Source organism: Arthrobacter sp. NPDC058127 (assembly GCF_042884555.1).
GTDB lineage: Bacteria > Actinomycetota > Actinomycetes > Actinomycetales > Micrococcaceae > Arthrobacter.
In genome coordinates, this window is record NZ_JBHVTT010000003.1 from 317,327 (window position 1) to 331,065 (window position 13,739).

At 64.7% G+C, this 13,739-nt stretch carries 15 protein-coding genes and 1 riboswitch; of the genes, 8 read left to right on the plus strand and 7 right to left on the minus strand.

All coding sequences use genetic code 11. The annotated features are described in order from the left end of the window. Positions 1-18 precede the first annotated feature (18 nt). Positions 19-1,230: a molybdopterin-synthase adenylyltransferase MoeB gene (gene moeB / locus ACFVTG_RS07590; protein WP_284751598.1), complete on the minus strand. Its 1,212-nt coding sequence runs from the start codon at positions 1,228-1,230 to the stop codon at positions 19-21. 103 nt (positions 1,231-1,333) lie between these two features. Between moeB and ACFVTG_RS07595 the strand changes: the two genes are divergently transcribed. Genes ACFVTG_RS07595 through ACFVTG_RS07605 form a run of 3 tightly spaced genes read left to right on the plus strand, consistent with a single transcriptional unit; the run spans position 1,334 to position 2,586 of the window. Further along, positions 1,334-1,972 carry a TetR/AcrR family transcriptional regulator gene (locus ACFVTG_RS07595; RefSeq protein WP_284751706.1) on the plus strand — a complete coding sequence of 213 codons (639 nt, stop codon included), beginning with the start codon at positions 1,334-1,336 and terminating at the stop codon, positions 1,970-1,972. A 50-nt stretch (positions 1,973-2,022) separates the two neighbouring features. After that, on the plus strand, positions 2,023-2,247 hold the full coding sequence (locus tag ACFVTG_RS07600; RefSeq protein ID WP_268021085.1) for a DUF3107 domain-containing protein: 225 nt from the start codon (positions 2,023-2,025) through the stop codon (positions 2,245-2,247). A gap of 36 nt (positions 2,248-2,283) precedes the next feature. Continuing rightward, positions 2,284-2,586: a hypothetical protein gene (locus ACFVTG_RS07605; protein WP_284751599.1), complete on the plus strand. Its 303-nt coding sequence runs from the start codon at positions 2,284-2,286 to the stop codon at positions 2,584-2,586. Positions 2,587-2,636: 50 nt separating this feature from the next. On the opposite strand, the gene ACFVTG_RS07610 is transcribed toward ACFVTG_RS07605, so the two are convergent. The 4 genes from ACFVTG_RS07610 to thiO all read right to left on the minus strand — a co-directional run bounded on the left by ACFVTG_RS07610 (position 2,637) and on the right by thiO (position 5,746). Continuing rightward, entirely contained in the window at positions 2,637-3,302 is a 666-nt protein-coding gene (locus tag ACFVTG_RS07610; RefSeq protein ID WP_284751600.1) for a 4a-hydroxytetrahydrobiopterin dehydratase, read from the minus strand. Between the two features lie 60 nt (positions 3,303-3,362). Then, positions 3,363-4,169, minus strand: a complete 807-nt coding sequence (locus tag ACFVTG_RS07615; RefSeq protein ID WP_284751601.1) for a thiazole synthase — start codon at positions 4,167-4,169, stop codon at positions 3,363-3,365. A 3-nt stretch (positions 4,170-4,172) separates the two neighbouring features. Further along, positions 4,173-4,409, minus strand: a complete 237-nt coding sequence (gene thiS / locus ACFVTG_RS07620) for a sulfur carrier protein ThiS (protein WP_269992862.1) — start codon at positions 4,407-4,409, stop codon at positions 4,173-4,175. Beyond that, positions 4,406-5,746, minus strand: a complete 1,341-nt coding sequence (thiO, locus tag ACFVTG_RS07625) for a glycine oxidase ThiO (RefSeq protein WP_390279298.1) — start codon at positions 5,744-5,746, stop codon at positions 4,406-4,408. The genes thiS and thiO overlap by 4 nt, the downstream gene beginning before the upstream one ends. Continuing rightward, positions 5,738-5,857, minus strand: a riboswitch (TPP riboswitch). (Overlaps the previous gene by 9 nt.) Positions 5,858-5,883: 26 nt before the next feature. On the opposite strand from thiO, the gene thiE reads away from it, so the two are divergent. From thiE to ACFVTG_RS07645, 4 genes are all read left to right on the plus strand, one after another. Continuing rightward, complete coding sequence (gene thiE / locus ACFVTG_RS07630; protein ID WP_284751603.1) at positions 5,884-6,573, plus strand: thiamine phosphate synthase; 690 nt, start codon at positions 5,884-5,886, stop codon at positions 6,571-6,573. Positions 6,574-6,610: 37 nt separating this feature from the next. Continuing rightward, on the plus strand, positions 6,611-8,131 hold the full coding sequence (locus ACFVTG_RS07635; protein WP_390279300.1) for an RNB domain-containing ribonuclease: 1,521 nt from the start codon (positions 6,611-6,613) through the stop codon (positions 8,129-8,131). A gap of 290 nt (positions 8,132-8,421) precedes the next feature. Then, positions 8,422-10,116 (plus strand): DEAD/DEAH box helicase, encoded by a 1,695-nt coding sequence (locus ACFVTG_RS07640; protein ID WP_390279302.1) that lies wholly within the window; start codon positions 8,422-8,424, stop codon positions 10,114-10,116. An 8-nt stretch (positions 10,117-10,124) separates the two neighbouring features. Beyond that, positions 10,125-10,988, plus strand: coding sequence for a site-specific DNA-methyltransferase (locus ACFVTG_RS07645; RefSeq protein WP_284751606.1), 864 nt, complete (start codon positions 10,125-10,127; stop codon positions 10,986-10,988). Here the strand turns inward: ACFVTG_RS07645 and ACFVTG_RS07650 are convergent. Next, positions 10,985-11,830 carry a PHP domain-containing protein gene (locus tag ACFVTG_RS07650; protein WP_284751607.1) on the minus strand — a complete coding sequence of 282 codons (846 nt, stop codon included), beginning with the start codon at positions 11,828-11,830 and terminating at the stop codon, positions 10,985-10,987. The two genes, ACFVTG_RS07645 and ACFVTG_RS07650, sit on opposite strands and share 4 nt — an antisense overlap. A gap of 80 nt (positions 11,831-11,910) precedes the next feature. Between ACFVTG_RS07650 and ACFVTG_RS07655 the strand changes: the two genes are divergently transcribed. Next, complete coding sequence (locus ACFVTG_RS07655; protein WP_390279304.1) at positions 11,911-13,494, plus strand: aminopeptidase P family protein; 1,584 nt, start codon at positions 11,911-11,913, stop codon at positions 13,492-13,494. Between the two features lie 77 nt (positions 13,495-13,571). Here ACFVTG_RS07655 and ACFVTG_RS07660 read toward each other — a convergent pair whose 3' ends face one another. Next, positions 13,572-13,721, minus strand: coding sequence for a hypothetical protein (locus ACFVTG_RS07660; RefSeq protein WP_390279306.1), 150 nt, complete (start codon positions 13,719-13,721; stop codon positions 13,572-13,574). Positions 13,722-13,739: the final 18 nt, after the last annotated feature.

The following is a 13,739-nucleotide window of genomic DNA, read 5'->3' on the forward strand; positions in this document are numbered from 1 at the left end:
CTCACCAGCATTGTGGGTTCAGTAAACCGGTTTGCCCGGCTCGACGTCGTGCACCCACGCCAGGATCCCGCCGTCGAGGTGGCTCACGCGCGTGTAGCCGGCGCGCTGTGCGGCCGCGAGCACCGCGGCGGAACGGGTGCCGCCCTTGCAGTGGAACACGATCTCTTTGTCCTGCGGCAGTTCCGTCCATGCCTCTCCCGCCAGGATGCGTCCCTGCGGGATGAGCACTGAACCGTCGATGCTCACGATCTCGTGTTCACCGATCTCGCGGACATCCACCAGTTCGAAGTCGCGCTCCCCCGCAGCGCGGGCCTCGAGCATTCCCGAAAGTTCGGTGGCGGTCACAGTCGGAACCGAGTCGCCCGCGGGCGCCGGGGTGATGCCACAGAAGGCTTCGTAGTCGGTCAATTCGGTGATCGGCTCGGCCTCCGGGTCTTTCGAAACCTTGATTTCGCGCCAGCTGCCGCCGAGCGCGTCAAAGAGCGCCACGCGTCCCAGCATGGAGCGCCCGACGCCGGTGATCAGCTTGACTGCCTCCGTCACCATGAGCGAGCCGACAGCGGCGCACAGCATGCCGAACACGCCGCCTTCGCCGCAGGACGGGACCGAACCGGCCGGAGGGGCCTCGGGATACAGATCCCGGTAGCTGGGTCCGTGCTTCTCCCAGAACACGCTGACCTGGCCGTCGAAGCGGAAAATGGATCCCCAGACGTACGGTTTGCCGAGAATCGCGGCAGCATCGTTGACCAGGTACCGGGTGGCGAAATTGTCTGCGCCGTCCAGGATGAGGTCGTAGCCGGAGAAAATCTCCAAAGCGTTGGAGGAGTCCAGGCGCACGTTGTGCAGTTGCACGTTGACCAGCGGATTGAGTTCCTTGATGGCGTCACGTGCCGATTCGATCTTCGGCCGGCCCACATCGCCGACGCCGTGGATGATCTGGCGTTGCAGGTTGCTGAGGTCTACGTCGTCGTCGTCCACGATTCCGAGCGTCCCCACCCCCGCGGCGGCGAGGTACAGCAACGCCGGAGAGCCCAGCCCGCCTGCCCCGATCACGAGGACTTTTGCATTCTTGAGCCGACGCTGACCGGCCGCTCCGATTTCGGGAATAATGAGGTGGCGCGAGTACCGTTCGACCTCTTCGGTGGTCAGCCCCGCGGCCGGTTCCACGAGTGGCGGCAGCGTTGAAGAAGGAGAGGGCGGCAACGTTTGGGCAGCAAAAATAGTGGCCATACTCCAAAGTATGCCTGCCGCTGCCGCCCGGTCATATTACTGCGCAGTATTGTGGTCATAACTGCAAAGGAAAGGCGGCAGACAAGTGGCTGAGAGTGCACGTATCAAACAGGAGGCACAGGTCAGGCAAGATCGGATCGGTTCGCCACGCTCGGCAAGGCTGCCACGCGATGAGCGCCGGGCCCAGCTCTTGAACGCCGCCTTGGAAGTTTTCGTTGCCAACGGCTTCCATGGTGCTGCGATGGACGAAATCGCCGAGACCGCCCATGTCAGCAAGCCGGTGCTGTACCAACACTTCCCGTCCAAGCGGGAGCTCTACATGGCCCTCCTCGACAGCCACCTGGCCATGCTCACGGACCAGATGCTGACGGCACTCAATTCGACGTCGGACAACAAGGAACGCGTCCAGGCCGTCATGCGCGCCTACTACCGTTTCATCGCGAGCGATGACCAAGCCCACCGGCTCGTCTTCGAATCCGATCTCATCAATGACCCGGACGTCAGCTCCCGGCTGGAAACTTTCAACCGCACTTTCGCCGACGCCGTCGCCAAGGTCATCGCCGAAGACACCAAGCTGCCCCCGCTGGAGGCCCAGTTGCTCGGCCGGGGCTTAGCAGGAATGGCGCAGGTCAGTGCCCGGTATTGGCTTGAGACCGATGGCGATTTGGACCTCGATGTCGCCAGCGATTTGATCTACCGTTTAGCTTGGCGCGGAATCAGTCGCTTCCCGAAAGAGTCCTAGGCTACAAATAGAGGACTGAGTAAATTCTTGATTGGCTGGGAGGCCCTGCTGTGGAAGTAAAGATCGGCATTCAGAACGTTGGCCGTGAGATCGTGCTGGAATCCGCTCTGGATGCCGAGGCTGTTGCCAAGATCGTGGGCGACGCCATTGCCAATGGCACGGACCTGCGTCTGACCGACGAAAAGGGCCGTCAGGTCATCGTTCCCGGCAACGTCCTCGGATACGTGGAGATCGGTGCCGAAGAAGTACGCCGGGTCGGCTTCGGCGCGCTCTAGCTCATACGTCAGAACACCAGCGAGCCAGGAGTCCGCATGCTCTCACTTGTCATCGTGGCGCTAGCCACCATCGCTTCAGGCTTCATCGTCTGGGGAAATGACAAACACCGTGGCACATATGGCATCGCCCTGCCCGCCGGTGTTTCCCTGGCCGTCGCCATGCTGAGTTGGATGATCTTCATCCAGCTTGGCTTTGGCTACCAGCCCGGGGTGACGTGGATCCCGTGGGTCCTGCCCGTCATTTTGGGTACCGTGGCGGCCGCGGTGGTCTCGTACTTCCTGGGCCGCCACCGGGCCCGGCACGACACCGCCCAGCTAACCGCGGCCCTCAGGCTCTAGCTGGCGGCGAGACCCTAGCTGGCGCCGCGGCTCTACCGCTTCGGCTCAATCTACAGATCCGGCCCGTCACCTGCTTCGGTGCAGAGGCACAGCCGGTTTCCTTGTGAATCCGTGACCACCACCCATTTGGGTGCGTGGTCACGGTCCATTAACGCACCCGTCGCCGCGGTTTTCTCCATGGCGGGTCCCGATTCAGCCTGGCTCCTGTGCACATCCAGGTGGATCCGGTTCGGGTTGGGTGTTTCAGTTGTTTGGAACCACACGTTGGGCCCTCGCCCATACGGGTCTTCGAGGTCTCCGAAGCGGCCTTTGCGGTAGCCGAGCGCCACCCTCCAGACTTCCGAGATCTCTTCCGGATCCGGGGTGTCGATTCCGACTTCAACCGTCCGGTAGAGCCCGGGTTCGGCCACTGCCCCGGCTTCCGCGGCCACCTGGCTGGCGTTCGTGGCCGCCCGGACGTCGCGCCGGGTCACCTCGCTCCCGGCGTCGTGGGAGGTGTACCGGACGAACACCCGGTTGAAGCGCCAGTCCAGGTCCGGGTGGTGGTTCTGCTGCTCGGCGATGCGCCCGACGGCGGCAACCAGCTCCAGTGCGGCAGCCGACGTCGGGGATTTATAGACGGTGACGAGGCCGCCAAGGCGGTACCGCCAGTCCGGCAGCTCCGCCAAGGCGTCGTCGATCGCGGACCTGCTAAGAACGTCATCCTTGCCGGCCATGGTGGCTCCTTCGCTGACGGGGAAATTCGCAGGAATCCCCGGAGAGGCCAGCGTGGGCCGCTAGAGGAACTCGGCCCGGCCTTCCATCGCCGAGGAGGCCAGGGCGTGTTCCCGGCGCGGGATGCGGCCCGCCTGCTTCGCCAGCCTACCGGCGATGACTGCGTGTTTGAAGGCCTCGCCCATCTGCACCGGGTTCTGCGCACGGGTGACCGCGGTGGCCAGCAGCACGGCGTCGCAGCCGAGCTCCATGGCCAGCGCTGCGTCGGACGCGGTGCCGATGCCGGCGTCGAGCACTACCGGCACAGAAGCGCGGGACACAATCAGCTCGATGTTGTGGGGATTCAGGATGCCCAAGCCGGTGCCGATGGGCGCGCCCAAGGGCATCACGGCAGTGGCTCCGAGGTTTTCGAGGCGAAGTGCCAGCACGGGGTCGTCGTTCGTGTATGCGAAGACCTTGAATCCGCGGTCGACGAGTTTCTCGGTTGCGTCCACCAACTCCACGGCGTCCGGCAGGAGCGTGTGCTCGTCCGCGATGACCTCAAGCTTCACCCAATCCGTTTCCAAGGCCTCCCGGGCAAGCTCGGCTGTCATGACAGCATCCTTGGCGGTAAAACAGCCGGCCGTGTTGGGCAGGACACGGATGCCGTGGTCCACGAGCAACTGGAACAGCGAACCTGTTTCCGTCGGTGAGTACCTCCGCATGGCAACGGTGGTGAGTTCGGTGCCCGAGGCCAGCAAGGCTGCCCCCAGTCCGTCCAGGCTCGGGGCTCCGCCGGTCCCCATGATGAGGCGCGAGCCGAACTCAACACCGTCGATCACCAGGGCGTCGGTCCGGGTGCTTGCTGCTTCAGTGCTTGCCGTGGTCATGGTTCAGCCTCCCTGTACTGCGGTAACGATTTCGAGTTCGTCGCCCTCTGCGAGCGCGGTTGCCGCCCACTGGCTGCGCGGCACCACTTCGGAATTGCGTGCGACGGCGACGCCGATCTTGCGTCCGTCGGCCGCCTGGCCGCTCGAGTCCACAACCCGACCGGTGATGTGGCTCACGAGGGTGGTGACGGACGCGTCGTCGCTCAGCGTGTGGTCTGCGCCGTTCAATTTGATGTTCATGCGTGGTCCTTCGGAAGGGGATTCGAGGTATCGGCCGATGGGCCGTTTGTGGAGGCCCTTGCTGCTGAAAGGGGGCGGGAGAAGCGGTCCGGGCGGAATTTGCTCCACCGGGGATCGGCGGTGCCGTCCATCAGCCCGACGCAGATTTTCGCCGCCGCCGGAGTGAGCAGGACGCCGTGGCGGAAGAATCCGCTCGCCACGATGAGTCCGGGCACGGTCCCTTCGCTTCCTTCCACCCTTTCGGCACTTTTTACCCTTACACGGCCCAGCAGCGGTGCATTGTCCGGAGTGCCCGGACGGGCGCGGGCAGTTGCTTCCAGGAGCTCCAGTTCAGCCACGGCCGGGACCAGTACCTGGGCATCGCGGAGCAACTGGTACACACCGCCCGCCGACACCGGGTTGGCCGCTCCCCCGGACGCCGACAATCCGTCTTCACGTTGCGTTGCGCCGATCACCACTGTCCCGTCCTCGCGGGGAACGATGTAGACGGGCACTCCGCGCACGATTCCCCGCACTGTGGCGGTGACCAGAGGTTGCAGCTGGTCCGGGACGCGCAGCCGCAGTATGTCGCCGTACACGGGACGCAACGGGAGCGACAATCCATCCGGCAGGCCCTTCAAGCGGGCGGCGCCCAGGCCGTTGGCAACCACGGTTTCCGCGGCGAGCACTTTGACGCCTGAGCCAAGCACGGCCCCGACGACGCGTCCGTCCTCCCACAAGAGGCCCGCCGCCGTGTCGTGGACCGCAAAACCGCCCTCGGCCCCCGCAATCCAGCTGGAATTGCCCGGCTGGTGGTCTGCCAGTGCGCCAAGGATCGCGGCCGAAAGCCGGCGCGGATCCACTTGGTGGTCGCCCGGGATGTCGAAGGCACAGGAAATCTGCGGGCTCAACAGCGGCTCACGCTCCCGGGCCTCGCGCAACGGCACGGATTCCACCAGCAGGCCGTTGGCCAGTTGCACGTCCCGGAGGTCGGCGAGCGCCCGGCGGTCCGCAGCGTCCGCGCCGACGGCGAGGGTCGGCGTCGTACGGTAACCCGTGCTGCGTCCGGCACTTGAGCCAGTCACATTGTGTTCGAAGTCCGGCCACAATGCCGACGATTCGAGCATGAGTTCCAGGAGGTCCTCTTCCTGGTAGTGCAGTTCACTGACGGGCGCCAACATGCCCGCCGCCGCGAAGGTGGCTCCGCTGGCCGGTGCGGGATCGATCAGGGCAACCGAGCGGCCGGACCTTCGGGCTTCCGACGCGATGCCAAGGCCGATGACACCGCCTCCGATCACCGCCACATCCGCGTGCAGGGACGCGCGCAGGGGTTCGTGCCGGGTGTTTACTTCGTCCATGGAGTCCTTCCCTACGCCGGTACTAGCCGGATCAGGTCAAGCGGTCGGCGCTGAAGCCCTCTCAGCCGCGCGGCGATTGTGACTGCCGCCGCGGCTCCCGCGGTACCAGCCCAGTTTAGAGGAACTACTCTGTTTCCATGACCCAGCACGATGTCCACACCACCGCCCGCCTCTACCTCTGCACCGACGCCCGCAAGCAACAGGGTGATTTTGAGCAGTTTGTCGACGCCGCATTCGAGGGCGGCGTGGACATCATCCAGCTGCGCGACAAGACCATCGAAGCGGCAGAGGAACTGGAGCTCCTGGAGATCCTGCAATCCGTGGCGCACCGCCACGGCCGTCTCTGGGCCGTCAACGACCGCGCGGACGTAGCTTCCCTCTCCGGCGCACCGGTGTTCCATATCGGCCAAAAGGACATTCCACTGCGGGCGGCCCGGAAGCTGCTCCACGACCCCGCCATCATCGGGCTCTCCACGCACACGCCGGAACAGATTGACGCAGCCATCGCCGCATCACCCGGCCGCAGCGGGCTGGACTACTTCTGCGTCGGGCCGGTATGGGCCACCCCCACCAAGCCCGGACGCTCCGCCGTCGGGCTCGATCTGGTGAAGTACGCCGCCAACGCGGTGAAGCAGGCAGACGAGGAGACCGTCGGCGGTGTTGTGCTCCCTTGGTTTGCGATCGGCGGCATCGATCTCAGCAACGTGGAAGAGGTAGTGCGGGCCGGCGCCAGCCGCATCGTGGTGGTGCGAGCCATCACCGAAGCACAGGATCCGACGGCGGCGGCCCAGGCACTCCTGGCCGCCCTTGACGCAGCGGCGGCCTAGCGAGACGCCGAAAGATTTTGGAGTTACCCTGACTTTCGTGTCACATCAGCGGATAGCCCCGAATGTCAGTGAAACGTCGAACCGGCTCGCGGAAGCACTGGCGGCGCTTCGGACTGAACTCGAGCTGCCCGCCGGCTATCCCGTTGAAGCGCTGCGTGACGCCGAAGCCGCGGTTTCCGGACACACCCTGCCGGTGCAGGACCTCACGGACGTTCCGTTCATCACGATCGACCCGGCCTCTTCCACCGATCTGGACCAGGCCCTCTTCATTGACCGTTCCGGCGATGGTTACAGGGTTCTCTACGCCATCTCCGATGTGCCATCCTTTGTGCCGCCCGGAGGAGCGCTCGACGCCGAGACCCGCCACCGGGGGCAAACATACTACGCCCCGGATGGCCGCATACCGCTGCACCCCGAGATCATCAGCGAGCATGCCGGAAGCCTGTTGGCCGGCCAAACGTGCGGCGCATTTGTATGGGACTTCGAACTCGATGCCGAGGCGGAGTTCCGCACCGTCTCCGTCCGCCGGGCAAGCGTTCGCAGCCGCGCGAAGCTCAACTACAAGGGTGTCCAGGCGGAGATCGATTCCGGAACGGCCGATCCGGTCCTCCAACTCCTCAAGGACGTCGGGCTCAAGCGGGTGGAACTCGAACGCCGCCGCGGCGGAGCAAGCCTGAACATGCCTGAACAGGAAATCGTCCAATTGCCCGACGGCGAGGGGTACAGGATCGTCGCAGCTCCCTCGCTGCCGGTGGAGGACTGGAACGCCCAGATTTCCCTCATGACCGGGATGGCCGCCGCGCAACTGATGCTCGACGGCAAAGTGGGAATCCTGCGCACCATGCCGGCGCCCGATGAACGCTCGCTGCTCCATTTCAAACGGCAAACGGGGGCACTCGGCAAGCCCTGGACCGAGGGGACCAGCTATGGCGAGTACCTGCGGACCCTCGACGCCAAGGACCCCCGGCAACTGGCCATCCTCCACTCCGCGGGGCTGCTTTTCCGCGGCGCCGGCTACACGCCTTTCGACGGCGAAGTACCGGGAAGCGTCATGCAGTCAGCCATCGGCGCACCGTACGCCCACACCACGGCGCCATTGCGCAGGCTGGTCGATCGTTTTGTCCTGGTCATCTGCGAAGCACTGAGTAATGGAACAGAGATCCCTGCATGGGCCAGGGACGCTTTGCCGAGCCTGCCCGAGATCATGGCGTCATCCGACCAGCTTGCCGCCAAAATGGAGCGCCTGGCCCTGGACACCGTGGAGGCAGCACTCCTGGTGAACCACATCGGACAGGAATTCGACGCCGTCGTGATCTCCGGATCGAAACCCGCCAAGAACAACGGAAACGGCAACGGGAACAACAACGGGAACCACACCAACAACGGAAACGGCAATGGGAACGGAGCCCCGCACGGCCCCTACGGCATCGTCCAGATCGCCGAACCCGCGGTCACCGCTCGTTGCGACGGCGAAATGGAGTCCGGTACGAAGGTCCGTGTGAAACTGCTTGACGCGGACATCGCCACCCGCGAAATCACCTTCGAACTGCTCCCGTAGCGCACTCAGTTCGCAGGCCTGGAACCGCGATCCGGGGTTTATTGCCCCCAGACGCTAGACTGTGTGAGTAGTAATGGATGCCCGGTCGTTGATTCAGTTAATTTTCTTGACATCAACAAGCCCGCCCCTACGCGATCTTGAGATACACCAGCTGGTCCCCAGTGCCAGTATTTAGATAGCCCGCGATCGGCTTCCACTGGATTTGCTTGCGCCCATTCGTGCTCCGGAACGGCCCGGCCACAACCGTTGAGCACGCAGCGCAGCCCAAAATGAATAAGGAAAACTCCACTGTGAGTGAATTGCACACCCATGAAGTTCTGACAGACGGAACCGAAACGATCGAACCCGAGGAAACCATTTCCTCGGACGAAACACCGCACGAGATCGCAGAAAAGTCCTTCGCCGACTACAACGTCCGCGCCGACATCGTTGAATCCCTCGCCGATGCCGGAATCACCCACCCCTTCCCCATCCAGGCCATGACCCTCCCGGTGGCCTTGGGCGGTCACGACATCATCGGCCAGGCCAAGACCGGCACCGGAAAGACCCTCGGCTTCGGCATTCCGGCGCTGCAGCGCGTCGTCGGACCCGGCGACGCCGGCCATGAAAAGCTCGCTGTCCCGGGCGCACCCCAGGCCCTCGTGATTGTTCCTACCCGTGAACTCGCCGTTCAGGTGGCCAACGACCTCCAGACAGCATCGCGGAAGCGCAACGCCCGCATCGCTACCATCTACGGCGGCCGCGCTTACGAGCCCCAGATCGAAGCCCTGCAGAAGGGCGTCGAGGTTGCTGTCGGCACGCCCGGCCGATTGATCGACCTCTACAAGCAGAAGCACCTGAACCTCAAGAACGTTCGCATGGTGATTCTCGACGAAGCAGACGAGATGCTTGACCTCGGCTTCCTTCCGGACGTGGAGACGCTGATTGCCGGCACTCCCGCCGTCCGCCAGACTCTTCTCTTCTCGGCAACCATGCCCGGCCCGGTCATTGCCATGGCCCGCCGCTACATGACGCAGCCCACGCACATCCGTGCCGCCGACCCGAACGACGAAGGCCTGACCAAGCGAGACATCCGCCAGCTGATCTACCGTGCCCACAGCATGGACAAGATCGAGGTCGTGGCCCGCATTCTGCAGTCACGCGGCCGTGGCCGGACCATCATCTTCACCAAGACCAAGCGCACCGCAGCCAAGGTTGCCGAGGAACTCGTGGATCGCGGCTTCGCTGCCGCGGCTATCCACGGCGACCTCGGCCAGGGCGCCCGCGAGCAGGCCCTGCGCGCCTTCCGCAACAACAAGGTCGACGTCCTGGTGGCCACGGATGTCGCCGCCCGGGGCATCGACGTGGACGACGTCACGCACGTCATCAACTACCAGTGTGTCGAAGACGAAAAGATCTACTTGCACCGCGTTGGCCGCACCGGCCGTGCCGGCAACAAGGGCACCGCGGTCACGTTCGTCGACTGGGACGACGTCCCCCGCTGGGCCCTCATCAACAAGGCCCTCGGGTTGAGCTCTCCCGAGCCCGTGGAGACGTACTCTTCGTCCCCGCACCTGTTCTCGGACCTGGATATTCCGGAAGGCACCAAAGGCCGCCTGCCCCGCAACCAGCGCACCCTTGCGGGCGTCGACGCCGAGGTCCTTGAAGACCTGGGCGAGACCGGCAAGAAGAACTCCCGTTCCAGCGGCGATTCCGCGCGTGGACGCTCCGGCCGTGACGGTGGCCGTGAAGGTGCCCGCCGCGGTCCCAAGTCCGGCGACGCTCCGTCCCGGGAAGGCGACGGTGACGGCGGACGCAACCGAACCCGCCGCCGTCGTACGTCCGAAGGTGAGGCAGCCCCCGCTGAGGCAACGGCCCAGTCTGCCGAGCCGCAGTCCGGCGAGGGCGCTGACAAGCCTGCCCGCGCACGTCGTTCCCGCACCCGCCGCCGCAACGGCGAAGTGGTATCCGCTTCCGGTGCATCCGGCGAGAGCACCGAGGCTTAACGGCCTCAATGACTGACCTTGTTTGGGCGCCGGACGGCAGCAATTTGGTGGTTCACGCGGACAACGCGGATTTCCTCCCGACGCTGCCGGACGGCGCCTTCACACTGATTTACGTGGACCCGCCCTTCAATACGGGCCGGGTCCAGAGCCGCCAGGAAACGCGCATGGTCCGCAACGCCGATGGCGACGGCGACCGCGTCGGCTTCAAGGGGCGCTCGTATGACACCATCAAGGGCGCCCTGCACCGCTACGACGACGCGTTCAGCGACTACTGGTCCTTCCTGGAACCCCGGCTCGTGGAGGCCTGGCGCCTGCTCGCGGACGACGGCACTTTGTACTTGCATCTCGACTACCGCGAGGTGCACTACGCCAAGGTCATGCTGGACGCGATCTTCGGCAGGGAGTGTTTCCTGAACGAGATCATCTGGGCCTACGACTATGGCGCACGCGCCAAGAACCGCTGGCCCACCAAGCACGACAATATCCTCGTGTACGTCAAGAACCCCTCGAAGTACCACTTCGACAACGCCGAGGTTGACCGTGAGCCGTACATGGCACCTGGCCTCGTGACGCCCGCCAAACGCGAACTGGGGAAGCTTCCCACGGATGTTTGGTGGCACACCATCGTTTCCCCGACCGGCAAGGAAAAGACCGGCTACCCGACGCAAAAGCCCGAAGGACTGGTCCGGCGGATCGTCACGGCATCGAGCCGGCCAGGAGACTGGTGCCTCGATTTCTTCGCCGGCTCGGGCACCCTCGGTTCAGTCGCGGCGAAACTCGAGCGCAAGTTCGTGTGCGTGGACCAGAACGCCCCGGCAATCGAAGTGATGCGGAAGCGCCTGGACGGCAAGGCCACCTTCTATCCCACCTAGCGGACCACAAAACTTCCCGTGCCCAGTTCCTCGATGCGGGCCAGGACCTCGGGGGACGTCAGGTTCTCCCCGAGCAGATTGGGCTTGCCGGTTCCGTGGTAGTCGGACGAACCGGTCATGAACAAGCCGTGTTCGGCGGCCAGGCGGCGCAGGAACACGCGGCCTTCCTCGGGATTGTCGCGGTGTTCCACTTCCAGCCCCAGGAGGCCGGCGTCGATCATTTCCCGGTAAGTCCGTTCCCCGACTACCCGGCCGCGGGCCGAAGCCACTGGATGCGCGAAAACAGGGACACCGCCCGCCGCGCGGACGAGCTCGACGGCGAGCGCCGGGTCGGGTGCGTAGTGCTGCACGAAGTAGCGCGAGTGCGAAGTCAGGATCGCGGTGAACGCTTCGGAGCGGCTCGCAACTGCACCGGCGGCCACGAGGGCGTCGGCGATGTGGGGCCGGCCCACTGTGGCACCCGGAGCCACATGATGAATGACATCGTCCCAGCTCAAGGGGTAATCCTCCGCCAAAAGCGTGACCATGCGCTTGGCGCGGGTGAGCCTCGCGTCCTTCGCCTTGGTGATTTCCTCGAGCAGGCCTGGATGTGCGGGATCATGGAGGTAGCTCAGCAGGTGGACGCTGATCCCTTCCCGGGTGCGGCACGAGATCTCAATCCCCGGAACGAAAGCCACCCCGAATTCGAGGGCCGCGACGGAGGCCTGCTCCCATCCGTCGGTGGAGTCGTGGTCGGTCAGGGCCACCACATCCAGACCCGCAGCAGACGCGGAAGCGATCACTCCCGCGGGAGCCTCGGTCCCGTCGGAAACATTGGAGTGCGCGTGCAGGTCGATCTTCACTTTCCAAGCGTATTTGATTAGGGGCGGCTTGGACCGTTGCGGCGTTGGCCTAGTGTCGGCCTTGATGGGACGATGGGACGGTGAACGATGCAGAAAACACCCAAAACGGTGAAACCACAGCCTCCCAGCCACTGGAGGAGCGCGTCAACAACCGCTCCCAGCGGCCCACATCCGATGCCTTCAAGGCGTTCATGGCCAGCAATTGGGCGCCCTCGCCGCAGGTAACCCCTGCACGTGACGCCGTCGCAGACCACGCCGCCACCCGACGTCGGGCCATCTCCGACAAGTTCGCGGGCCTACGACTCGTCGTACCGGCCGGCCCGCTCAAGGTCCGCTCGAACGATTGCGACTACCGCTTCCGCCCACACTCCGGTTTTGCCCACCTCACGGGCTTGGGCCTGGACCACGAGCCCGACGCCGTGCTGGTCCTGGAACCTGTCGAGGAGGGAACCGGCGACGACGGCGGCAACCACCTCGCGACGCTCTACTTCCGCCCGCTGGCCGGCCGGGACACGGAACAGTTCTACGCCGACTCGCGTTCCGGTGAGTTCTGGATCGGCGCGCGCCCAACGCTCGAAGAATTCGAAGCGCGCCTCGGACTCAGGACGGCACATCTCGACGAACTCGAGATGGCCATCACCAAGAACGTAGGCGCCCCGGAAATCGGTGGCATCTCCATCCGCCTGGTCCGCAAAGTCGACGAGAACATCGATGCCCTCGTGGACACCGCCCGCTACAACACCGCCAAGGATCCGGAGAACCTGGACCTCGGCGAACTCGATGCCCTCGACGAACTGCTCAGCGAGGCGCTCTCCGAGTTGCGCTTACTCAAGGACGCCTGGGAAATCGAGCAGATGAAGATCGCCGTGGCCGCGACCGTGGAGGGTTTCGCCGACGTCGTCCGTGCCCTCCCCCGCGCCATGACCCACCACCGCGGCGAACGCGTTATTGAAGGCGCTTTCTTCGCGCGTGCCCGTGAGGAAGGGAACGAGCTCGGCTATGACACCATCGCGGCCGCCGGAAACAACGCCACGGTGCTGCACTGGACCCGGAACACGGGCAAGGTCAACGCCGGGGAACTCCTGCTGCTGGACGCCGGCGTGGAGGCAGACTCGCTCTACACAGCCGACGTCACGCGTACCATTCCGGCCAACGGAAAGTTCTCGGACGTCCAGCGCAAGGTCTACGAAGCCGTCCTTGACGCCGCCGACGCCGGATTCGCCGCAGCACAGCCCGGCGTGAAGTTCCGTGACATCCACACGGCCGCCACCACGGTGCTCGCCGAGCGCCTTGCCGAGTGGGGCCTGCTGCCGGTCTCCGTCGAAGAAGCCATTAGTGCCGAAGGCCAGCAGCACCGCCGCTGGATGCCGCACGGTACCAGCCACCACCTTGGTCTGGATGTCCATGACTGTGCCCAGGCCAAGCGTGATCTCTACCTGGACGGCGTGCTCACCGAGGGCATGGTGTTCACCATCGAACCCGGGCTCTACTTCAAGAACGAGGACCTCGCCATTCCGGAGGAATACCGCGGAATCGGCGTCCGGATCGAGGACGACATCCTGATGACGGCTGACGGTCCCGTCAACCTCAGCGCCGCCCTCCCCCGCAAGGCCGACGACGTCGAGTCCTGGATGGCGGGCATCTACCAGGACGCCGAAGCGTAACCCCTGAGGCAAACCGCAAGAGGAGGGCTACCGGATCTTGATGATCCGGCAGCCCTCCTCTTTTGCTTTGGGCGGCCCTAGTAATGATGGCCGGCCGCGATGAGCAGGTGCTCCTGTGCCATGTCCTGCTGGCGTTCAAACACGTAGACGCCGGCCACCGTCCACTTAATTTCGGGTTTTTTACACGGAGATTTGCCGTTTTGACCACTGAGATTGACGAATTCCACACGGAGACGCCCCTCGGC

Bases quoted from the DNA above. Each gene is read 5' to 3' on its own strand.
- moeB (WP_284751598.1), bottom strand. From the start codon at position 1,230: ATGGCCACTATTTTTGCTGCCCAAACGTTGCCGCCCTCTCCTTCTTCA.
- ACFVTG_RS07605 (WP_284751599.1), top strand. From the start codon at position 2,284: ATGCTCTCACTTGTCATCGTGGCGCTAGCCACCATCGCTTCAGGCTTC.
- ACFVTG_RS07610 (WP_284751600.1), bottom strand. From the start codon at position 3,302: ATGGCCGGCAAGGATGACGTTCTTAGCAGGTCCGCGATCGACGACGCC.
- ACFVTG_RS07615 (WP_284751601.1), bottom strand. From the start codon at position 4,169: ATGACCACGGCAAGCACTGAAGCAGCAAGCACCCGGACCGACGCCCTG.
- thiS (WP_269992862.1), bottom strand. From the start codon at position 4,409: ATGAACATCAAATTGAACGGCGCAGACCACACGCTGAGCGACGACGCG.
- thiO (WP_390279298.1), bottom strand. From the start codon at position 5,746: ATGGACGAAGTAAACACCCGGCACGAACCCCTGCGCGCGTCCCTGCAC.
- thiE (WP_284751603.1), top strand. From the start codon at position 5,884: ATGACCCAGCACGATGTCCACACCACCGCCCGCCTCTACCTCTGCACC.
- ACFVTG_RS07645 (WP_284751606.1), top strand. From the start codon at position 10,125: ATGACTGACCTTGTTTGGGCGCCGGACGGCAGCAATTTGGTGGTTCAC.